Annotated in this window: 20 protein-coding genes; 18 read left to right on the forward strand and 2 right to left on the reverse strand. The window is 61.8% G+C overall.

Going from position 1 to position 19,410, the window contains the following annotated elements; genetic code table 11:
* Positions 1 to 152: 152 nt before the first annotated feature.
* From DDE76_RS09450 to dxs, 13 genes are all read left to right on the forward strand, one after another.
* Entirely contained in the window at positions 153 to 935 is a 783-nt protein-coding gene (locus tag DDE76_RS09450; RefSeq protein ID WP_104893100.1) for a 3-hydroxybutyrate dehydrogenase, read from the forward strand.
* Positions 932 to 1,690 (forward strand): ABC transporter ATP-binding protein, encoded by a 759-nt coding sequence (locus tag DDE76_RS09455; RefSeq protein ID WP_104893099.1) that lies wholly within the window; start codon positions 932 to 934, stop codon positions 1,688 to 1,690. The genes DDE76_RS09450 and DDE76_RS09455 overlap by 4 nt, the downstream gene beginning before the upstream one ends.
* Entirely contained in the window at positions 1,683 to 2,414 is a 732-nt protein-coding gene (locus DDE76_RS09460) for an ABC transporter ATP-binding protein (protein WP_104893098.1), read from the forward strand. The genes DDE76_RS09455 and DDE76_RS09460 overlap by 8 nt, the downstream gene beginning before the upstream one ends.
* Before the next feature lie 40 nt (positions 2,415 to 2,454).
* Positions 2,455 to 3,651: an ABC transporter substrate-binding protein gene (locus DDE76_RS09465; RefSeq protein ID WP_104893097.1), complete on the forward strand. Its 1,197-nt coding sequence runs from the start codon at positions 2,455 to 2,457 to the stop codon at positions 3,649 to 3,651.
* Between the two features lie 75 nt (positions 3,652 to 3,726).
* Complete coding sequence (locus DDE76_RS09470; protein ID WP_104893096.1) at positions 3,727 to 4,614, forward strand: branched-chain amino acid ABC transporter permease; 888 nt, start codon at positions 3,727 to 3,729, stop codon at positions 4,612 to 4,614.
* Positions 4,615 to 5,595: a branched-chain amino acid ABC transporter permease gene (locus tag DDE76_RS09475; RefSeq protein WP_104893095.1), complete on the forward strand. Its 981-nt coding sequence runs from the start codon at positions 4,615 to 4,617 to the stop codon at positions 5,593 to 5,595.
* A gap of 10 nt (positions 5,596 to 5,605) precedes the next feature.
* Complete coding sequence (locus DDE76_RS09480; RefSeq protein ID WP_104893094.1) at positions 5,606 to 6,319, forward strand: CoA transferase subunit A; 714 nt, start codon at positions 5,606 to 5,608, stop codon at positions 6,317 to 6,319.
* Positions 6,319 to 6,975: a 3-oxoacid CoA-transferase subunit B gene (locus DDE76_RS09485; protein WP_104893093.1), complete on the forward strand. Its 657-nt coding sequence runs from the start codon at positions 6,319 to 6,321 to the stop codon at positions 6,973 to 6,975. Before DDE76_RS09480 ends, DDE76_RS09485 begins: the two co-directional genes overlap by 1 nt.
* Positions 6,972 to 8,144 carry an acetyl-CoA C-acetyltransferase gene (locus tag DDE76_RS09490; RefSeq protein ID WP_104893092.1) on the forward strand — a complete coding sequence of 391 codons (1,173 nt, stop codon included), beginning with the start codon at positions 6,972 to 6,974 and terminating at the stop codon, positions 8,142 to 8,144. The genes DDE76_RS09485 and DDE76_RS09490 overlap by 4 nt, the downstream gene beginning before the upstream one ends.
* Positions 8,145 to 8,165: 21 nt before the next feature.
* Positions 8,166 to 8,396 carry an aldo/keto reductase gene (locus tag DDE76_RS09495; RefSeq protein WP_198650879.1) on the forward strand — a complete coding sequence of 77 codons (231 nt, stop codon included), beginning with the start codon at positions 8,166 to 8,168 and terminating at the stop codon, positions 8,394 to 8,396.
* Between the two features lie 247 nt (positions 8,397 to 8,643).
* The gene (locus DDE76_RS09500; RefSeq protein ID WP_104893090.1) at positions 8,644 to 10,341 is read left to right on the forward strand and encodes a L,D-transpeptidase family protein; all 1,698 of its coding nucleotides are present in this window, start codon (positions 8,644 to 8,646) and stop codon (positions 10,339 to 10,341) included.
* A gap of 200 nt (positions 10,342 to 10,541) precedes the next feature.
* On the forward strand, positions 10,542 to 12,191 hold the full coding sequence (mepK, locus tag DDE76_RS09505) for a peptidoglycan L,D-endopeptidase MepK (protein ID WP_198650880.1): 1,650 nt from the start codon (positions 10,542 to 10,544) through the stop codon (positions 12,189 to 12,191).
* Between the two features lie 146 nt (positions 12,192 to 12,337).
* Positions 12,338 to 14,266, forward strand: coding sequence for a 1-deoxy-D-xylulose-5-phosphate synthase (gene dxs / locus DDE76_RS09510; RefSeq protein WP_281261860.1), 1,929 nt, complete (start codon positions 12,338 to 12,340; stop codon positions 14,264 to 14,266).
* A gap of 33 nt (positions 14,267 to 14,299) precedes the next feature.
* On the opposite strand, the gene DDE76_RS09515 is transcribed toward dxs, so the two are convergent.
* Positions 14,300 to 14,761, reverse strand: a complete 462-nt coding sequence (locus DDE76_RS09515; protein WP_104893088.1) for an Lrp/AsnC family transcriptional regulator — start codon at positions 14,759 to 14,761, stop codon at positions 14,300 to 14,302.
* A gap of 146 nt (positions 14,762 to 14,907) precedes the next feature.
* Here DDE76_RS09515 and DDE76_RS09520 point away from each other — a divergent pair, with 146 nt between their 5' ends.
* Together DDE76_RS09520 and DDE76_RS09525 are read left to right on the forward strand one after the other, a co-directional pair.
* Positions 14,908 to 15,618 carry an aspartate/glutamate racemase family protein gene (locus DDE76_RS09520; protein WP_104894881.1) on the forward strand — a complete coding sequence of 237 codons (711 nt, stop codon included), beginning with the start codon at positions 14,908 to 14,910 and terminating at the stop codon, positions 15,616 to 15,618.
* An 84-nt stretch (positions 15,619 to 15,702) separates the two neighbouring features.
* Positions 15,703 to 15,930 (forward strand): flagellar basal body rod C-terminal domain-containing protein, encoded by a 228-nt coding sequence (locus DDE76_RS09525; protein WP_104893087.1) that lies wholly within the window; start codon positions 15,703 to 15,705, stop codon positions 15,928 to 15,930.
* Between the two features lie 7 nt (positions 15,931 to 15,937).
* Here DDE76_RS09525 and DDE76_RS09530 read toward each other — a convergent pair whose 3' ends face one another.
* Entirely contained in the window at positions 15,938 to 16,201 is a 264-nt protein-coding gene (locus DDE76_RS09530; RefSeq protein ID WP_061907597.1) for a DUF2312 domain-containing protein, read from the reverse strand.
* Positions 16,202 to 16,558: 357 nt separating this feature from the next.
* Here DDE76_RS09530 and DDE76_RS09535 point away from each other — a divergent pair, with 357 nt between their 5' ends.
* The 3 genes from DDE76_RS09535 to DDE76_RS09545 all read left to right on the forward strand — a co-directional run bounded on the left by DDE76_RS09535 (position 16,559) and on the right by DDE76_RS09545 (position 19,346).
* Positions 16,559 to 17,089: a DUF1036 domain-containing protein gene (locus DDE76_RS09535; RefSeq protein ID WP_104893086.1), complete on the forward strand. Its 531-nt coding sequence runs from the start codon at positions 16,559 to 16,561 to the stop codon at positions 17,087 to 17,089.
* On the forward strand, positions 17,086 to 18,525 hold the full coding sequence (gene pyk, locus DDE76_RS09540; protein WP_104893085.1) for a pyruvate kinase: 1,440 nt from the start codon (positions 17,086 to 17,088) through the stop codon (positions 18,523 to 18,525). The genes DDE76_RS09535 and pyk overlap by 4 nt, the downstream gene beginning before the upstream one ends.
* A 185-nt stretch (positions 18,526 to 18,710) precedes the next feature.
* Positions 18,711 to 19,346, forward strand: coding sequence for a L,D-transpeptidase (locus DDE76_RS09545; RefSeq protein ID WP_425430622.1), 636 nt, complete (start codon positions 18,711 to 18,713; stop codon positions 19,344 to 19,346).
* The last annotated feature ends 64 nt before the right edge of the window (positions 19,347 to 19,410 follow it).

Below are 19,410 nucleotides of genomic sequence, written 5' to 3' on the forward strand. Positions count from 1 at the left end.
CCGGACAAAATCTGTCCGGCGCGTCCGGGCAACCGGACAAAGTCACCTGAACGAAATGCCGAGAACGCAGGGAATCCGGCACTGGCACGCTTCGTGCAACCTCTTGCCCAACAACAACGGCCACAAGGCCGAGGACAGGGTGGAGGCAAGGGATCGTGTCAAAGCGCGTTGCGCTGGTGACGGGATCGACGAGCGGTATTGGGCTCGCGATCGCGCATAAATTTGCTCAGCTAAACTATTGCGTTGCGCTCAACAGCTTTGAGCGCGCTGCAGACCATGCTGGTCTGATCGGTGAGCTCGATGCCTTGGGCACCGGCGAGATCGCCTATTTCCCGGCAGACCTGTCCGATTCATCCGCCAGCCGGGCATTGGCTGAAGCGGTGATTGCCCGTTTCGGCCAGATCGATGTGCTGGTGAACAATGCTGGAATCCAGAAGGTCGCGCCAATTGAGGATTTCTCCGATGAGGACTGGCGGCGCATCGTATCAGTGAGCCTGGATTCGGCCTTCCATGCCATCCGCACCTGCCTGCCCGGCATGACCGAACGGGGCTGGGGCCGCATCATCAATATCGCCTCGGCCCATGGCCTGCGCGCCTCCCCCTTCAAATCGGCCTATGTCGCCACCAAGCACGCCGTTGTCGGCCTCACCAAGACCGTGGCGCTTGAAGCCGCTGAGAAGGGTGTCACCGTAAACGCCATCTGCCCCGGCTATGTTTGGACGCCCCTTGTGGCCAGACAGGTCGCCGACCAGGCTCGCGTCCACGGCCTTACCGAAGACGAGGTGATCCGTCAGGTCATTCTGGCGCCCCAGCCGACCAAGCAATTCGTGCAGCCCGAAGAGATCGCCGAAATGGCAGCCTATCTCTGCTCGGACTGGGCCCGCTCGATCACCGGCTCGACCATTTCCATCGACGGAGGCTGGACCGCCAAATGAGCGCCCCCGATATCATTCTCTCCGCCCGGCAGCTGACCAAGCGCTTCTCCGGCTTCACCGCCGTCAATGGCGTCGACCTCGATGTCGAGCGCGGCACCATCCACGCGCTGATCGGCCCCAATGGCGCCGGCAAGACCACCTGCTTCAACCTTCTGACAAAATTTCTGCAGCCCAGCGCCGGAACCATTTCCTTCAATGGTCGCGACATTACCAGGCTGGCCCCGGCTGCCATTGCCCGGCTCGGTGTTGTCCGTTCCTTCCAGATTTCTGCGGTGTTTCCACGCATGAGCGTGCTCGAAAATGTCCGCATCGCCCTGCAGCGCCGACGTGGCGACAGTTTCGATTTCTGGCGCAACCAGAGGGTGCTCAACGACTACGACGCCGAAGCACGCGAGCGCATCGACGAGGTGGGCCTGACCGAATTTACCGGCGAGACAGCCGGCGAGTTGAGCTATGGCCGCAAACGCGCACTGGAAATTGCCACGACCCTGGCGCTCGAGCCGGAAATGCTGCTGCTCGATGAGCCCATGGCCGGCATGGCGCAGGAGGACGTGTCGCGCATTTCGGCCCTGATCCGCCGCATTGCGGCCAAGCGCACCATCCTGATGGTCGAACACAACCTTTCCGTCGTCGCCGATCTCTCGGACAGGATCACCGTTCTGGCCCGCGGCGAAGTGCTGGCCGAAGGCCCCTATGAAACCGTCTCCAAGGACCCGCGTGTCGTTGAAGCCTATATCGGAGCTGGTCATGGCTGACGCTGCCCGCAAACTCGACACCTCATCCAGCGCTCTGGCCGTCCGCGATCTTCAGGCCTGGTATGACGAAAGCCATATCCTGCACGGCATCAATTTCGACGTGGCACCGGGCGAAGTCGTTACCCTGCTCGGGCGCAATGGCGCGGGCAAGACCACGACCTTGCGCGCCATCATGGGGTTGATCGCCAAGCGCGCCGGCGCTGTGCAATTCGAGGGCCGCGAACTGATCGCGCTCCCCGCCCGAACCATCGCCAGGCTTGGCATTGCCTTCTGCCCCGAAGAGCGCGGCATCTTTTCCGCCCTTTCGGTGGACGAAAACCTCATGCTGCCTCCGGTCATCAAACCCGGGGGACTGAGCCGCGACGACGTGCTGACCATGTTCCCCAACCTGCGCGAGCGCCTTTCAAGCCAGGGCACCAAGCTTTCCGGCGGCGAACAGCAGATGCTGGCCATTGCCCGCATTCTGCGCACCGGCGCCAAATTCCTGCTTCTGGACGAACCGACCGAGGGCCTGGCCCCGGTCATCGTCCAGCAGATCGGCCGCACGCTGGCCACGCTCAAGAACCAGGGCTTCACCATTGTCCTGGTCGAGCAGAACTTTCATTTCGCCGCCTCGGTCGCCGATCGCCACTACGTGGTCGAGCAGGGCCGGGTCATCGACATGATCCCCAACACAGAGATCCAGACCAATCTGGGCAAGCTTCACGCCTATCTGGGCGTGTGAGGAAACCGGTCCGGGAGAGGACCTTAGGAGGAGAGAACCAATGAACTTCAAGACAGCAACCCTGGCGGGACTTGCCGCCATGCTGATGGCCGGGTCGGCCATGGCCGTCGACGTCAAGCTCGGCGTGCTCAACGACCGCTCCGGCATTTATGCCGACCTGTCGGGCGAAGGCTCGGTCGTGGCCGCCCGCATGGCCATCGAGGATTTCGATGCCGCAGCCAAAGGCATCAATGTCGAAGTGATTTCGGCCGACCACCAGAACAAGCCCGACGTCGCCTCCACCATTGCCCGCCAGTGGTATGACGAGGAAGGCGTCGACGTCATTGTCGACGTCCCTACCTCCTCGGCAGCCCTGGCGGTCAATGAGATCACCCGTGAAAAGGGCAAGATCTTCCTCAATTCCGGTGCCGCCTCGACGGATCTGACCGGCGCGCAATGCGCTCCGGGCACCGCCCACTGGACCTATGATACTTATGCCCTGGCCAATGGCACGGGCAAGGCCATGGTCGATAACGGCTACCAGAACTGGTACTTCCTGACCGCCGACTATGCCTTCGGCCACTCGCTGGAAGAAAACACCACCGCCGTGGTGCAAGCCTCCGGCGGCACCGTTGTCGGCTCGGTCCGCCACCCCTTCCCCGGCACCGACTTCTCATCCTTCCTTTTGCAGGCCCAGGCCTCCGGCGCGGATGTGATCGGTCTGGCCAATGCCGGTGGCGACACCGTCAACTCGATCAAGCAGGCAGCCGAATTCGGCATCACCCAGGCCGGCCAGGCGCTTGCCGGGTTGCTGATCTTCATCACGGACGTGCATGCGCTGGGTCTTGAAACCGCACAGGGGTTGGTGCTGACCGAGGCCTTCTACTGGGATCTCAATGACGAGACCCGCGCCTGGTCCGAACGCTTCTCCGAAGAAATGGGCGGCTCCAAGCCCACCATGGTCCATGCCGGCGTCTATTCGGCCGTCACCCACTATCTCAAGGGCGTGGAAGCCTCCGGCGACAAGGCCACCGATGGCGTCATGGACTGGATGAAGTCCAATCCGTCTTCGGACCAGGTCTTCGGGGAAGGCGAACTGCGCGCCGATGGCCGGCACATCCACGACATGTACCTGTTCCAGGTCAAGTCGCCCGCTGAATCCACCGGTGAGTGGGACTATTACAAGCTCCTCGCCACCATTCCCGCCGAGATCGCTTTCCGCCCGCTTGAAGACGGCGGCTGCGCCCTCGTCGAATAGGCAGCAATCCGTTCATCTTTGGGGTCCTGGCCACGGCCGGGGCCCTCCCCGATCTGGTAGCCAAGAGACAAAATCATGTTCGAGCTCCTGGGAATTCCCCCACAGGCCCTGTTCGGCCAGCTCCTTCTGGGGCTGATCAACGGCTCCTTCTATGCCCTGCTCAGCCTGGGCCTGGCGGTCATTTTTGGCCTGCTCAACATCATCAATTTCAGCCACGGGGCCCAATATATGATGGGCGCCTTCGTCGCCTGGATGGGCCTGACTTGGCTCGGCATCCCCTATTGGGGCGCCCTCGTCATCGTGCCGCTGGTGGTCGGCACCACCGGGGTCGTCATCGAACGACTAATGATTTCAAAGCTTTACCATCTCGATCACCTCTATGGCCTGCTGCTGACCTTCGGTCTCGCCCTTATCATCCAAGGCCTGTTCCGCAACGGTTTCGGCGTTTCCGGCCTGCCCTATTCCATCCCTTCCCAACTCAGTGGGGGGACTAATCTGGGCTTCATGTTCCTGCCCAATTATCGCGCCTGGGTGGTCGTCGCCTCGCTCATTGTCTGCTTCGGCACCTGGTTTGCCATCGAGCGCACCCGCCTTGGCGCCTATCTCCGCGCCGCCACCGAAAATCCCACCCTGGTCGGCGCCTTCGGCATCAACGTGCCGCGCATGATCACGCTAACTTACGGTTTCGGCGTCGCTCTAGCCGCTTTTGCCGGCGTGCTCGCCGCCCCGATCTACTCGGTCAATCCCAATATGGGCGCGGACCTCATCATCGTGGTCTTCGCCGTCGTGGTGATCGGTGGCATGGGCTCGATCCTGGGGGCCATCCTCACCGGGTTCGGTCTCGGCATCGTCGAAGGTCTGACCAAGGTGTTTTACCCCGAGGCTTCCTCGGTCGCGATCTTCGTCATCATGGCCATCGTCTTGCTTTTCAAGCCGGCCGGCCTCTTCGGAAGGACCGCATAAATGAGCGTCACCACCGAAACAACCTATTCCAGCGCCGCCGACGCCATGCCGATCGGCACCCCGCGCCATCACATCATCATCTTCGCCGGCCTCCTGGTCCTGCTGCTGATCGCGCCCTTCGTGCTCTATCCGGTCTTCATCATGAAGATCCTGTGCTTTGCGCTCTTTGCCTCGGCGCTGAACCTGTTGCTCGGCTTTGGGGGACTCCTGTCCTTCGGTCACGCCGCCTTCTTCGGCTCGGCCAGCTATGTCACCGCACATGCCGCCAAGGTCTGGGGCCTGACACCGGAAGTGGCCATCCTGCTCGGCACAATCGCCGCGGCCTTTCTCGGCCTCGTCATCGGCGCGCTGGCCATCCGCCGCCAGGGCATATACTTCGCCATGGTAACGCTGGCCTTTGCGCAGATGGTCTTCTTCTTCGCCCTGCAATCGCCGTTCACCGGCGGCGAAGACGGCATCCAGGCGGTGCCGCGCGGCGATCTCTTTGGCGTCATCCCGCTCAGCAATGACATGACGCTCTATTTTGTTGTGCTGGCGATTGTCTTCGGCGGGCTCCTCGCCATCTACCGCATCATCCATTCGCCCTTCGGCCAAGTGCTGAAAGCCATACGCGACAACGAGCCCCGCTCGATCTCGCTGGGCTACAAGGTCAACCGCTACAAGCTCGCCGTCTTTGTCATGTCGGCCACGCTCGCGGGAATGGCCGGTTCGACGAAAGCGCTCGTGTTCCAGCTCGCTTCACTCACCGACGTCTATTGGACCATGTCGGGCGAGGTGGTGCTGATGACCCTATTGGGCGGGATGGGCACCATTTTTGGTCCGTTTGTCGGCGCCGCCGTCATCGTCACCATGCAGAACTATTTCGCCAGCTTCGGAGCCTGGGTGACCATCCTGCAAGGCACCATTTTTGTGGTCAGCGTGCTGTTGTTCCGTGAAGGCATCATTGGCGTGCTGTCGCGCTGGCTCAAGAAACCGCTCTAGGGAACCCGCTATGCGCAAAGTTAAGTCCAATATTGCCGAAGCGCTGGCTGATGTGCTGGCCGATGGCATGACCATCATGTCGGGGGGCTTTGGCCTCTGCGGTATTCCCGAAGCGCTCATCGAAGGCATCGAGGCCTCGGGCGCCAAGGGACTAACAGTCATTTCCAACAATGCGGGGGTCGATGGGGTCGGCCTCGGGCGCCTGCTAGCGACAAAGCAGATCAGAAAAATGATCTCGTCATATGTGGGCGAGAACAAGCTGTTTGCCGAACAATATCTATCAGGGGAACTTGAGCTGGAATTCAACCCGCAGGGCACCCTGGCCGAGCGCATTCGTGCCGGAGGCGCCGGCATTCCAGCCTTTTTCACCAGAACCGGTGTCGGCACGCTGATCGCCGAGGGCAAGGAAGTGCGACGCTTCGGCGAGGACGACTATGTGCTGGAAACCGGCCTGGTTGCCGATATCTCTATTGTCCATGCCTGGAAGGGCGATGCCGAAGGCAATCTCGTCTACCGGATGACCGCGCGGAACTTCAATCCGATGATGGCAACGGCCGGCAAGGTCACAATTGCCGAGGTGGAAAACCTGGTCGAGACCGGCAGCTTTGATCCGGACCAGATTCATACGCCTGGCATCTATGTCGACCGCATTGTGCATGTGCCCGTACCCACCAAACATATCGAACAGCGCACCGTTCGGCAGCGCGACGAGGAGAGTGCCTGATGGCCTGGACACGCGATCAGATGGCGGCACGCGCCGCCCAGGAACTGAAAGACGGTTTCTATGTCAATCTCGGCATCGGCATCCCGACCTTGGTGGCTAATTTTATCCCCCAAGGCATGGACGTACGCCTGCAGAGCGAAAACGGAATGCTGGGCATGGGACCATTCCCCTATGCCGGAGAAGAAGATGCCGACCTCATCAATGCCGGCAAACAGACCGTCACTGCCCTGCCCGAAACCAGCTTCTTTTCCAGCGCCGACAGTTTTGCCATGATCCGGGGGGGGCATATCGACCTTTCTATCCTCGGGGCCATGCAGGTCTCGGAAACAGGCGATCTCGCCAACTGGATGATCCCCGGCAAGATGGTCAAGGGCATGGGCGGCGCCATGGATCTCGTGGCGGGCGTGAAGCGGGTCGTCGTGGTCATGGAGCACGAGGCCAAGGGCCAGGCCAAGCTGCTGAAGGAATGCACCTTGCCGCTCACCGGCAAGCGCGTTGCCGATCTTGTCATCACCGATCTCGGCGTCTTCTCAATTGCTCGCCGAGGCGACACGGACATGCGCCTCATCGAATTGGCCGATGGGGTCAGCGTAGATGAGATCACCGCCAAGACCGAGGCACGCTTCACGGTCGCCCTCGCGGAGAAGGTGGCATGAGCGGCATCGTCATTGTCGGCGCGGCCCGCACGCCGGTCGGCAGTTTTTTGGGCCCGTTGAGCAATGTTCCGGCCCATGATCTGGGCGCCATTGCGATTACCGCCGCACTATCCCGCGCCGGCGTTTCACCCGAGGACGTCCAAGAGGTGATCCTTGGCCAGGTGCTAACGGCTGGCGCCGGCCAGAACCCGGCCCGCCAGGCGGCGGTGAAAGCCGGCATTCCAAAATCGGCCACGGCCCTGGGCATCAACCAGGTCTGCGGTTCGGGCCTGCGTGCCGTGGCCATAGGCATGCAGCAGATCCTGTGCGGCAATGCCGATATCATTGTTGCGGGCGGACAGGAATCAATGTCGCTCTCACCCCATTGCCAGCATTTGCGGGCCGGCACCAAGATGGGACCGCTTAGCCTGGTCGATACCATGGTGACCGACGGGCTCGTTGACGCCTTTGGCGGCTATCACATGGGCATCACGGCCGAGAATGTGGCGCGACAGTTTGGCATTTCGCGCGAACAGCAGGACGCATTTGCGCTGGCCAGTCAGCAGAAGGCCGCTGCGGCCCAGGCCGCAGGGCACTTCAAGGCGGAAATCGCGCCCGTTTCCATCGAAACGCGCAAGGGAACCACCCTTGTCGATGCCGACGATCATCTGCGTCCCGACACCAGCGCCGAAGCCCTGGCGAGACTCCGTCCGGCCTTTGACAAGGACGGCAGTGTAACCGCCGGAAATGCTTCGGGACTCAATGATGGCGCGGCGGCCCTGTTGTTGATGCATCAGAATGAAGCGGCGCGGCGCGGTCTCACCCCGCTGGCGCGCATTGCTGGCTGGGCCACAGCCGGGGTTGACCCATCGATCATGGGCACCGGCCCTATTCCCGCATCGCACAAGGCGCTGGCAAATGCGGGTTGGACTGTCGGTGACCTTGATCGCGTCGAGGCCAATGAGGCCTTCGCCGCCCAGGCTTGCGCGGTCAATGCCGGGATGGACTGGAACCCGGACATCGTCAACGTCAATGGCGGGGCCATTGCGATCGGCCACCCCATCGGCGCATCCGGCGCCCGTATCCTCGTCACGCTTCTCCACGAGCTTGCGCGCAGCAATCTCAGCAAAGGTCTCGCCACCCTTTGCATCGGCGGCGGCATGGGCGTGGCCATGTGCATCGAGCGGTGAGGCGGCGAACCGCTGATCGACGTGCTGAAAGCCGTTGCTGCAAAACACGACCGCAAGCCCGCTCAGATCGCCATCGCCTGGCTATTGATACAGCCGGTTGTCTCCACCGTCCTGATCGGGGCCAACCGGGTTGACCAGCTCCGCGAAAACGTCAAGGCAACCGAAATTTTCCTGGACCAGGAAGACATGGCGCAACTCGACGCCATCAGCCAGTTGCCGATCGAGTATCCGGGCTGGCCCCTTGGTAGCTAAGCTACCTCCTGCGAATGAGGCGCGTTGCCGACCCACCGTGCCGACCCTAATGTGGGCGGCACGAGCGCAAGGAGCAGAAAGGCGGTCTTTCGGCAGTGCCCATACCGTTGCAGTCCAGCCACAGCGTCGTTTCACGAATCTGCGAGCAATTGCTCCTGTTAAGAATTGCGGGCTATTGATTTTTTCTGGCATGCCCAGACACGTCTAGATTCGTGCCGGGTGTGGTTGATTGTTGTCGGGAGCAAGCATGAACAAGGTTCTGGTCAGTCTGGTCGCCCTGGTCGCCGCCACGGCTGTGGTTTCTCCGGTATCAGCTCAACAGCTTGCCAGCCTTGAAACCGACCGCATCGTCATTGCTCCGCCGCAAAGTGCCCTGGCGCGCACAATCAAGTCCGGCTTGTCAGCCGCATATTACGGCGCTCGCCCTGACACGCGCGCTCACGAGGAAGCCCAAAGGCTCTATTTTCTCTATGGTGAGCGCCATTTCGAGCCAATCTGGCTGACCGAACAGGCCAATGGCACGGTCGCCTTCTCGCCCGCAGCCGCCAAGATCATCACCTTGTTTGAAAATGCTGCCAGCGAGGGGCTGGACCCGTCCGACTATCTGACCCCGCAAATTGATGCCGCCCGGCTGTCGGGCGACGGCATTGAACTGGCTACCCTTGAGACCGCTTTTTCGGCTGCCACCATGCGCTATGCCGATCACCTGCATAATGGCCGCATCGATCCCCAGTCGATCAGCACCCTGCTCGATCTCAAGCGCAAGCCGATCAATGAGGCCGCGCTGCTTGAGCAGCTCGCCCGGAGCAACGATCCCGCCGCGATCCTGATGCAGCTCGAACCCCAGCACCGGGAGTTCCAGGCGCTCAAGGCGGCCCTTGCCAATTTTGAGCAATCCAGTGCCGCCCGCCCCACCCCGATTGGTGACGGCCCGGTGCTCCGTCCAGGCAATTCCGATGCCCGCCTGCCCGCCATTCGCGCGCGGCTGGAATTGGCCGCCTCGACCTCCCAGCTCTATGATGATCTGACCGTTGAAGCGATCCGATCCTTCCAGGAAGGCCAAGGACTCGAAGTCGACGGCATCATCGGGCCCGCCACGGTCGCCGCCCTAAACGGTGGCGCAGCCACGCGGCGCGAAGACATCATCGCCAATATGGAACGCTGGCGCTGGATGCCGTCCGAACTGGGCGATTTCACCGTCTTCGTGAACATTCCCGAGTTCCGCCTCTCTATCCTGCGCAATGGCCAGGAAGAATATACGACGCGCGTGGTTGTTGGCACCACCAAGAACCAGACGCCAGTATTTTCAGACAGCATCCGGCACGTGGTTGTGAACCCCTATTGGAACGTGCCGTCGTCTATTATTCGCGGTGAGATCGCCCCCGCGGTCCTGCGCAATCCGGGCTATACCGACAGCCACAATATGGACCTGCTCTATAATGGCGCCCCGGTCAGTCCCTGGCAGGTCGACTGGACCCAGGTTTCGCCGTCCAATTTCCCCTTCCGCGTGCGCCAGCGCCCCGGCGCCGGCAATGCCCTGGGGCAGATCAAGTTCCTCTTCCCCAACAAGCATGACGTCTATCTGCACGACACCCCGTCCAAATCGTTGTTTGCGCGGTCCTATCGAGCCTTCAGCCATGGCTGTGTGCGGGTGCAGAACCCGATGGAATTTGCCGATGCGCTGATGGCCAATGAGCCAAACATATCGCGCGCCTCGCTCGAATCCATGTTCGGCCCGTCCGAGCGCTGGGTAAACCCGCAGAAGCAGATTCCGGTGCATCTGGCCTACTTTACCCTGCGGGTCGACGAGGACGGGGCCATTCGCTCGTTTGGTGATCTCTATGGCCACAATGAAAAGCTGATCGCCGCCATGGGGCTCAATGCCGTCGAGCCACCGGCCATTGTTGCTGAGGCCGAAACAGTGCCCCAAGAGCTCTCGCCCTGACGGCAAAAAGGCTCGATGACATTGAGCTAGGTTAACGCCCGGGTAACAATTTCGCCTTGGTTGTGCCTGCTTTTGCCCTTAATAACAGACGCGTGAGGGGATCTACGGTCAGTTCACAACTGGTTAGCGTTAATCAATTCGAGCGAATTGGGCGCTAACGTCTCACCATTATCTGACGAGAAAGCCGGGCAGAGTTTGGCGTGACGGTCTTGGGGTTCATCAATTGGAGAAGTGCTGCACGGGTTGTTGCCGCCGCGGCCTTGTGCGTTTCCGCCCTGCTACCGGTCGTTCCGGTCCAGGCAGCGACTGAGCGAGCTCTTTACCTTTATTATACCCACACCAAAGAAACCGCCCGCATCGTTTTCAAGCGCAATGGGCAATATGTCCAGTCGGGCCTGAATGAGCTCAACTATTTCCTGCGGGACTGGCGCCGCAACGAACCCACCAAAATGGATCCGCGCCTGTTCGACCTGGTCTGGGAGGTCTATCAGGACGTCGGCGGCACGCAGCCGATCAACATCGTTTCCGCCTATCGCTCACCGGCCACCAACGCCATGCTGGCCTCAAAGTCGTCTGGCGTGGCCGATAATTCGCAGCACATGCGCGGCACCGCCATGGACTTCTTCATTCCCGGGGTACCACTGGCCAAGCTGCGCGCCGCCGCAATGAAGAAACAGGTCGGTGGCGTAGGCTATTACCCTACTTCAGGCAGCCCGTTTGTGCATTTGGATACCGGTTCGGTGCGCGCCTGGCCGCGTATGACCCGCGCTCAGCTCAAGGACCTGTTCCCCGACGGCAAGACCATGCATGTGCCCACCGATGGCAAGGTATTGTCCCAGCAGGGCTACAATGTGGCCCTGGCTGAATGGAAGCGCTGCCATGCCTATCCCTGCAATGGCAGCAGTTCGGGCACGCAGGTGGCCAGCTCGTCGGAAGGCAGTGGCCGCACCCTGATGGATCTGCTGTTTGGCGAAGACGAGCAGACGTCCGGCAATGCGCCGCAGGTACAAACTGCATCCATGGCTCCACAGCGCACGACCCCGGTTGCCCCGGTCATGCCCGATCTCCGGCCGGCCGATCTGGGCGGGCCAGACCTTGCTGTTGCCTCGGCGTCCGATACCGCTCTGCCCTTTTCGACCAGCGGCAGTGCGCCGCTGACCGATGACGAGATAAGTGAGAGTACGCAGGTCGCGGTAGCCATGCCAGTGACCATGCCCGAAGACCTGCGCAACAATGACGCCGTCACGGCCCTTGCAGCCTTGACCGAGCCGACCATGCCAACGCCACGGCTTATCATGTCCGATCCGCCGGCGGACATCCTGTCAGCTTATGCTGCCGCAAGCCCGGCAGCCGACCCTGGCGCCCAGCGCGCGCTGGAAATGATTATCGAAGGCACGACAACCGCCAGTACTGCGGCAACGCCCCCCAGACCAACTGAACGTTTGCCGGTGCTGCCGCCTCTACGCCCCGCAGCAACCATCCAGACCGCATCGCTCGGTGGCAACCTGTCCGACCTGTTCGGTGACACATTTGGTGCGACCGATGCCAATGCGACCACGCCGCTGGCCGAGGCACTCGTGCAACATGTCGCCAGCCGTAATGACCCAAATGCCATGCGCCGCCCCGATCTGGTGGCGCCCGACCTTGAACATGTCGCTGATATCTTTATCGATCCGGCAGCGATGTCCTCGGGCCGTTATGCGGTGATCTTCGATCACGATGAGGCCGATTTCGACCCGACGCCGGAAATGGGCCGCCATGTGCTGGTCAAGGGTATCGGTGATAGTACTCCCGCACCAGTCCACAACCGCTTTACGCGCACCGCACCTTTGGTGTTGGCCAGCAACTGAAGCTGCCGTTGGGCCTTGTCTGCCCCGCAAATGCCTGAATGCTCTCGCATTGGTGGAGACCCATCGCCGCATTGCCCTGGCCGGCATTGCAAAGGCATGACCCTGCGCCTAAACAGGGACAAACCAGATATTTGACGGGGATACGCTTGGCCAACAAGCCCGACACGCCGCTGCTCGATACCGTTCAGACGCCAGCCGATCTGCGCGGCATGCCGCGCGAAAATCTGCGCCAGCTAGCCGATGAACTGCGCGCCGAAATGATCGACGCTGTCTCGGTTACCGGCGGCCACCTCGGCGCGGGACTTGGTGTCGTCGAGCTGACCGTGGCGCTGCACGCTGTGTTCGATACCCCGCACGACCGCATCATCTGGGATGTCGGCCACCAGGCCTATCCGCACAAGATCCTGACAGGCCGCCGCGACCGCATGCGGACCCTTCGGCAGAAGGGGGGGCTCTCCGGCTTCACCCGGCGCGCCGAAAGCGAATACGATCCGTTTGGCGCCGGGCATTCCTCGACGTCTATCTCGGCCGGCCTGGGCATGGCCGAGGCCAGCAAGCATCTCGAAAAGCCGCGCAATGTCATTGCCGTCATCGGCGATGGCGCCATGTCGGCAGGTATGGCCTATGAGGCGATGAACAATGCCGGCGCAATGGATGCGCGGCTGATCGTCATACTCAACGACAATGACATGTCCATTGCCCCGCCCACCGGGGCACTGCGGACCTATCTGGCGCGGCTGGTCTCCGGCCCGGTCTATCGCGGCACCCGCGAGGCGGCGAAGGCCGTGGTTTCCAAGCTCCCGCCTTTCCTGCACGAGCCGGCGCGTCGCACGGAAGAGTTCGCCCGTTCCTTCTTTACCGGGGGCACGCTGTTCGAGGAACTGGGCTTCTACTATGTCGGTCCCATTGACGGGCACAATCTTGAGGACTTGCTGGCCATTCTCGACAACGTCAAGGAATTTGGTCAGGGGCCGATCCTGATCCATGCCGTGACCAGGAAGGGCAAGGGATATGCCCCGGCAGAAAACTCGGCCGACAAATATCATGGCGTATCCAAGTTCAACGTCATCACTGGCGCCCAAGCCAAGGCGCCGTCCAATGCGCCGTCCTATACCTCGGTGTTCGCCTCCTCGCTGATCCAGGAAGCCCAGGCTGATCCCCGCATCGTGGCCGTCACGGCAGCCATGCCCTCGGGTACAGGCCTGGACAAGTTCGCAGAGATCTTTCCCAGCCGCATCTACGATGTGGGCATTGCCGAACAGCATGCCGTGACCTTTGCGGCAGGCATGGCCAGCGAAGACATGAAACCCTTCTGCGCCATCTATTCGACCTTCCTGCAGCGCGCCTATGACCAGGTGATCCACGACGTCGCCATTCAGGGCCTGCCAGTGCGCTTCGCCATCGACCGGGCCGGCTATGTCGGCGCCGATGGGCCGACCCACGCCGGCAATTACGACAATGCCTATCTCGGTGCCATTCCCGGCATGGTGCATATGGCCGCCGCCGATGAGGCCGAACTGCGCCACATGGTGGCAACCGCCACCGCATTTGACAGCGGCCCCATCACCTTCCGCTATCCCCGCGGCGAGGGCATGGGCGTCGACATGCCGGAACGCGGCGATGTCCTGCCGATCGGCAAGGGCCGCATGGTGCGCCAGGGCAGCACCATTGCGCTGCTCTCTTATGGCGCGCGGCTTGGTGAAGTGCTTGCCGCCGCTGACAAGCTGGCCGCGCTTGGGCTTAATCCCACCGTGGCGGATGCGCGCTTTCTCAAGCCTCTCGATGAAGAACTCATCACATCACTGGCACAAAGCCACGACGTGTTGATTTCGACCGAAGAAGGTGGACTGGGCGGCTTTGGCAGCCATGTCGCAACATTCCTCGCCGGCAACGGCCTGCTCGACGGCAAGCTGCGTTTCCGCCCGCTGATGATCCCCGACACCTTTGTCGAGCACGCGTCCCAGGCCGACATGTATGCCGCTGCCGGCCTCGATCGCGCCGGCATCGTGGCTGCCGCCCTCACCGCACTCGGATATGACCAGGCAGCCATGAAAGCGGCCCTGGCGAAGGTTTAGCGCGCTAATCTGCCCTACCGGACACTTTCCGCCTCACGCATAATTCGTCGGCAGGCCCTGGGCGGCCTTGACCGTTTCCATCGAGATATAGGCCGACATGTCGAACAGCTCGATACGCGACACGAGCTGCTTGTAGACTGCGTCATAATGCTCCACATCGGGCAGCACGATCTTGAGAATATAGTCGAAATTGCCGGTCAGCCGGTGCACCTCGACAATCTCGGGGATCGCCGAAACGGCTAAATGAAACTTTTCCAGCCAATCTGCGGCATGCGAGCCGGTGCGTACGATGACGAAGACGGTTGTCGGTAAGCCCATTTTGCGCCGGTCCAGTTCTGCCGTCGTTCGCGCGATAAATCCGTCCTCCTTGAGCCGCGCAATCCGGCGGGAGCAGGCCGAAGGCGACAGCGCCACTGATGCCGCGATATCGTTGACAGGCCGCTCGGCATCCGCCTGCAGCAGGCTCAAAATCTTCCGATCGCGCTCATCCAGCATGCAATTCACTCCGGCCACGCAGACCAATAGCGCATTTCCTGCAAATACTGCAAATATTGCGCATGATTATTGCAAAGACAGCCAAACTCCGCGCGCCGAATGCTCCGGAAACGCGGCATCATTCGCGGGACCTGGAGGACGCGGAAATGAAAACGATCGGTCTGATCGGCGGCATGAGCTGGGAATCGACTGCTGTCTATTATCGCCACATCAATCAAGAGGTGCGGCGCCTGCGCGGCGGGCTGGCCTCGGCCGACATCGCGATGCGCTCGCTGGACTTTGACAAAGTCGTGGCGCTGCAACGGGCCGGACACTGGGATCAGGCCGGTGCTTTGTTGGGCCAAGCCGGGGCAGGCCTGGCGCGCGCCGGTGCGGACTGTGTGCTGATCTGCACCAATACCATGCATCTGGTGGCCGAACCGGTCGCGGCGATGTCGGGGGTTCCGCTGATCGACATCATCACCGAAACGGCCTCGACCTTGCAGGCGCACCGCCACAAGCGCCCGCTGCTGCTCGCCACCCGCTACACCATGGAACATGGCTTCTATACCGACCGGATGAAGGCCTGTGGCCTTGAGGTGATGGTGCCGGCAACAAATGACCGCAAGATCGTGCACGACATCATCTTCAACGAGTTGTGCCAGGGTCAGGTGCGCGAAACCGCCCGCAGGGCCTATCTCGACATTATCGGCCGCGCCAAGGCGGAAGGCGCCGACTGCGTCATTCTTGGCTGCACCGAGATCGGCCTGCTGATCGATCCGGATACACTTCCCCTGCCCGGCTTTGACTCAACGATCATCCACGCCAATGCGGCGATCCGTTTCGCTTTGGGCGATGAAGCCGCCCGGGCCGCTTGAGCTTGAGGCGAGTTGGACCGGTCCGGCTAACTGATTGTTGAGAGTTTTGCTGGCTTTCTGCCCCTCAAGACGAGAGGGCGGTCCATGACCATTTCCAGCATTTCCATCGGCGCCTATGGCATGCAGCGCGCCAGCGGTCAGCTCGAACAGAGCGCCGCGCGCATCGCCCGGTCAGGCACCGAAGGCAACACCGTCGACCTCTCGAGCGAAATGGTTAACGTGATCGGGGCCGAGGCCGACTTCAAGGCCTCGGCTAAGGTCGTCAGCGTGGCCAGCGACATGTCCAAAGCCCTGCTCGACATACTGGCCTGATCGCCGACTACCGCTCGGGCGGCGCTTCGACCATGCCCAGGGCGGACATATAGAGCTCAAGCAGGGCTTCCTGCTCCATGCGCTCATTGGCATCCTGCTTGCGGATGGTCACGATCTTGCGCAGGATCTTGGTATCGAAGCCATTGCCCTTGGCTTCAGCATAGATTTCCTTGATGTCGGCAGCGATTGCCGCCTTTTCTTCTTCCATACGCTCGATGCGCTCGATGAAAGCGCGCAACTGATCCTGCGCGACGCTATCTTCAACGGCCATGGCCAACCTCTTCTGGAGCGTTTCCTCCAAAAAGCGGTCGCCACTTTTGGTTCGGAAGCGCGGTAAAACAAATAAATACTCCGGCCCTCCACGGCATCTTCGCACGGATAAGCGGATGCGGGGATAAACCGGAATTGTCCGGTCCCCATCAACCTCATGCCCTGCATTGGTTCAACCCTTTTATGGGGCAATCCACACCCTGCCCGGGCTTGCCGGTGATTGTTGGGTGGCTCACGCCGCTTTTGTGACCAGCGCCCCAGTGATGCCCGCATTTCCGTCAAATCACCCCATTAGCCATTGACCTCGTCTCTGCCATACGATCAAAGAAGGGCACGTTTTCCGGTGATTTCCAGCGCAATGGTGAAACCCATCCGTCTTGGCTCGACCCTGTTGCTTGCCACCCTTGGTGGCCTGATGGCCATGGCCACGCCCGCACAGGCCGATTTGCGCATCTGCAACGAAACCGCCAACCTGGTTTCGGTCGCCCTAGGCTATCGCGCCGAGCGCGGCTGGATGAGCGAAGGCTGGTGGCAGGCCCCTCCGGGCGACTGCCGCACGATCTTCCAGGGCGATCTCGCCCGCCGCTTTTACTACCTCTACGCAGTGGACGATATCGGCGGCGGATCCTGGGATGGACAGGTCTTCATGTGCACTCGTGACGAAACCTTCACAATATTCGGGGTTGAGGATTGCCTCGCCCGGGGCTATGAGCGCACCGGGTTCTTTGAAATCGATACACAGAACCGTACCGACTGGACGCTGCAGCTCACCGAGAGCGCTGGCGCGCCAAGCATTGTCGGCCCGGACCTGGGCGAAGATCTTGAAGACCCGGCCTTCCTTGTCGACCCCGACGAGCCCCTAACGCCAGACAATACGGACACGCAATGAGACGGATCAGACGCGCAAAGATCCTTGCCACCCTCGGGCCTGCCAGCCACGAGGAGACCATGATCGAGGAACTGGCCAAGGCCGGGGCCGACGTCTTCCGCATCAATATGAGCCATGCCAGCCACGAAGTGCTGCACCAGACCGTCAAGCGCATCCGCGCGGTCGAGGCGCGCCTCAACCACCCCATCGGCATCCTGGCCGATCTGCAGGGCCCCAAGCTGCGCGTGTGGAAGTTCGCCGAGGGCTCGGTCAATCTGGTCGCCGGGCAGAGCTTTACCCTCGACAGCGAGGAAAACGACCAGGGCAATGTCCAGCGCGTGTACCTGCCCCACCCCGAAATCATCGAGAGCGTGTCGGTGGGTGACCGCCTGCTGCTCGACGATGGCAAGCTGCAACTGAAGGCCACCAAGGTCGGCAATGGCGCCATCGAGACCGAAGTCATTTATGGTGGCAAGCTCTCGGACAAGAAGGGCGTGTCCCTGCCCGACACCCTGCTGCCCACCGGCGCCCTGACCGAGAAGGACCACGCAGACCTGCTCGAAGCGCTCAAGGCCGAGGTCGACTGGGTTGCGCTCAGCTTCGTGCAGCGCCCCGAAGACATCATCGATGTCCGCAAGATCGTCCAGGGCCGCGCCGGCGTCATGGCCAAGATCGAAAAGCCGCAGGCCATCGAGCGGCTCGAGGAAATCGTCAAACTCTCCGACGCCATCATGGTTGCCCGTGGCGATCTGGGTGTTGAACTGCCGCTTGAGCAGGTGCCGGGCTTGCAAAAGCGCATGATCCGCATGTGCCGCCGCTTCGGCAAGCCGGTTATCGTCGCCACCCAGATGCTCGAATCCATGATCACCGCGCCGGTACCGACCCGCGCCGAGGTTTCGGACGTGTCCATTGCCGTGTTTGAAGGCGCCGACGCGGTCATGCTTTCGGCCGAAAGTGCCTCGGGCCAGTATCCGGTCGAAGCCGTCACCACCATGGCCAAGGTGGCCGTGGCCGTGGAAAGCGACGCCAACTACAACAACATCATTCGCGCCGCCCAGACCGAGCCGGAGGCCACCGCCGCCGACGCCATCTCGGCCGCCACCCGCCAGGTTGCCGAAACCCTCGATCTGGCCGCCATCGTTACCTATACCGCCTCGGGCTCGACCGGCATCCGCGCCGCGCGCGAACGGCCCAACAAGCCCATCATCGCGCTCTCGCCCAATCTGCGCACCATTCGCCGCCTGTCGGTGGTCTGGGGCATTCATTGCGTGCAGACCGAGGATGCGGTGAGCCTGGAAGACATGGTCGATCGCGCCTGCGTCATTGCCTATCAGGAAGGCTTTGCCCGCCCCGGCGACCGCATCGCCATTACCGCCGGCGTGCCCCTGGGCACCCCCGGCGCGACCAATATGCTGCGCATCGCCTTTGTGCGCCAGGATGGCGCCGGCTCGAGCTAGGGTGTTACCCAGCTGCATCAATGACCAAGGCCCCGACCCCGTCGGGGCCTTGTTTGTTCAGGCTGTGCTTGCAGCCATCTCCGGCAAGGCCCAAGATCGCTCAAGGCAAGCAAGGGAGCAGGGTCATGCGTGCAGGCAATGAACTGACGGCAAACAACCCGGCAACGCGCACGCGCACAACGCCGATGGGCCGCAGGGGCTTCCTGCTCGGCTCTGCCGCCGCGCTGGGTACGCTGGCACTTTCCGGCTGCACCACGATCAAGGCCCTGAGCATGGCCGAGGCCGAACAGGTCTATGGCCCGCTGCCCGACGAGCGCTTCCCCATCGAGGCGGTCAATCTCAACAAGGTTGATCCGAAATATTGGCGGCGGACCGTGCGCTATGACAGCGCCGAGGCACCCGGCACCATCATCGTCGATCCACGCAACTACTATGTCTATCGCATCGAGGGCGACAATGTCGCCACGCGCTATGGCGTCAATGTGGGGCGGGCCGGCTTTCTCTGGAGCGGAGACGCCTATATTGGCCGCAAGGCCGAATGGCCGGTCTGGACCCCGCCCAGGGAAATGATCGAGCGGCAGCCCGAAGTCGCTCAATATGCCGGCGGCATGGCCCCCGGCCTCGACAATCCGCTGGGCGCCCGCACGCTCTATCTCTACCAGGACGGCGTCTATACGCTTTATACGCTCTACAGCACCCGCCAGGCCGAGACGATCGGCAAGGGCATTTCGAGCGGCTGTATCGGCCTTTTGACCCAGGACATGATGGACCTTTACGAGCGCACCCCGGTCAACACCAAGGTCATCGTGCTCAAGGCCTGATCCGAATTGTCCATGGAACCGCATAGGGTCGCCTTCCTGCGCGCAGGACTTTGCGCCGCCCGGC

The sequence above is a fragment of the Devosia indica genome, assembly GCF_003056405.1.
GTDB classification, from domain to species: Bacteria; Pseudomonadota; Alphaproteobacteria; order Rhizobiales; family Devosiaceae; genus Devosia; species Devosia indica.

What these genes read in the sequence shown, in the direction of transcription:
- pyk (WP_104893085.1), top strand. Translation starts at nt 17,086, where the DNA reads ATGAGACGGATCAGACGCGCAAAGATCCTTGCCACCCTCGGGCCTGCC.
- DDE76_RS09535 (WP_104893086.1), top strand. Translation starts at nt 16,559, where the DNA reads ATGGTGAAACCCATCCGTCTTGGCTCGACCCTGTTGCTTGCCACCCTT.
- DDE76_RS09480 (WP_104893094.1), top strand. Translation starts at nt 5,606, where the DNA reads ATGCGCAAAGTTAAGTCCAATATTGCCGAAGCGCTGGCTGATGTGCTG.
- DDE76_RS09485 (WP_104893093.1), top strand. Translation starts at nt 6,319, where the DNA reads ATGGCCTGGACACGCGATCAGATGGCGGCACGCGCCGCCCAGGAACTG.
- DDE76_RS09470 (WP_104893096.1), top strand. Translation starts at nt 3,727, where the DNA reads ATGTTCGAGCTCCTGGGAATTCCCCCACAGGCCCTGTTCGGCCAGCTC.
- DDE76_RS09525 (WP_104893087.1), top strand. Translation starts at nt 15,703, where the DNA reads ATGACCATTTCCAGCATTTCCATCGGCGCCTATGGCATGCAGCGCGCC.
- DDE76_RS09500 (WP_104893090.1), top strand. Translation starts at nt 8,644, where the DNA reads ATGAACAAGGTTCTGGTCAGTCTGGTCGCCCTGGTCGCCGCCACGGCT.
- DDE76_RS09465 (WP_104893097.1), top strand. Translation starts at nt 2,455, where the DNA reads ATGAACTTCAAGACAGCAACCCTGGCGGGACTTGCCGCCATGCTGATG.
- DDE76_RS09515 (WP_104893088.1), bottom strand. Translation starts at nt 14,761, where the DNA reads ATGCTGGATGAGCGCGATCGGAAGATTTTGAGCCTGCTGCAGGCGGAT.
- DDE76_RS09520 (WP_104894881.1), top strand. Translation starts at nt 14,908, where the DNA reads ATGAAAACGATCGGTCTGATCGGCGGCATGAGCTGGGAATCGACTGCT.
- DDE76_RS09460 (WP_104893098.1), top strand. Translation starts at nt 1,683, where the DNA reads ATGGCTGACGCTGCCCGCAAACTCGACACCTCATCCAGCGCTCTGGCC.
- DDE76_RS09475 (WP_104893095.1), top strand. Translation starts at nt 4,615, where the DNA reads ATGAGCGTCACCACCGAAACAACCTATTCCAGCGCCGCCGACGCCATG.
- DDE76_RS09455 (WP_104893099.1), top strand. Translation starts at nt 932, where the DNA reads ATGAGCGCCCCCGATATCATTCTCTCCGCCCGGCAGCTGACCAAGCGC.
- DDE76_RS09530 (WP_061907597.1), bottom strand. Translation starts at nt 16,201, where the DNA reads ATGGCCGTTGAAGATAGCGTCGCGCAGGATCAGTTGCGCGCTTTCATC.
- DDE76_RS09490 (WP_104893092.1), top strand. Translation starts at nt 6,972, where the DNA reads ATGAGCGGCATCGTCATTGTCGGCGCGGCCCGCACGCCGGTCGGCAGT.
- DDE76_RS09545 (WP_425430622.1), top strand. Translation starts at nt 18,711, where the DNA reads ATGGGCCGCAGGGGCTTCCTGCTCGGCTCTGCCGCCGCGCTGGGTACG.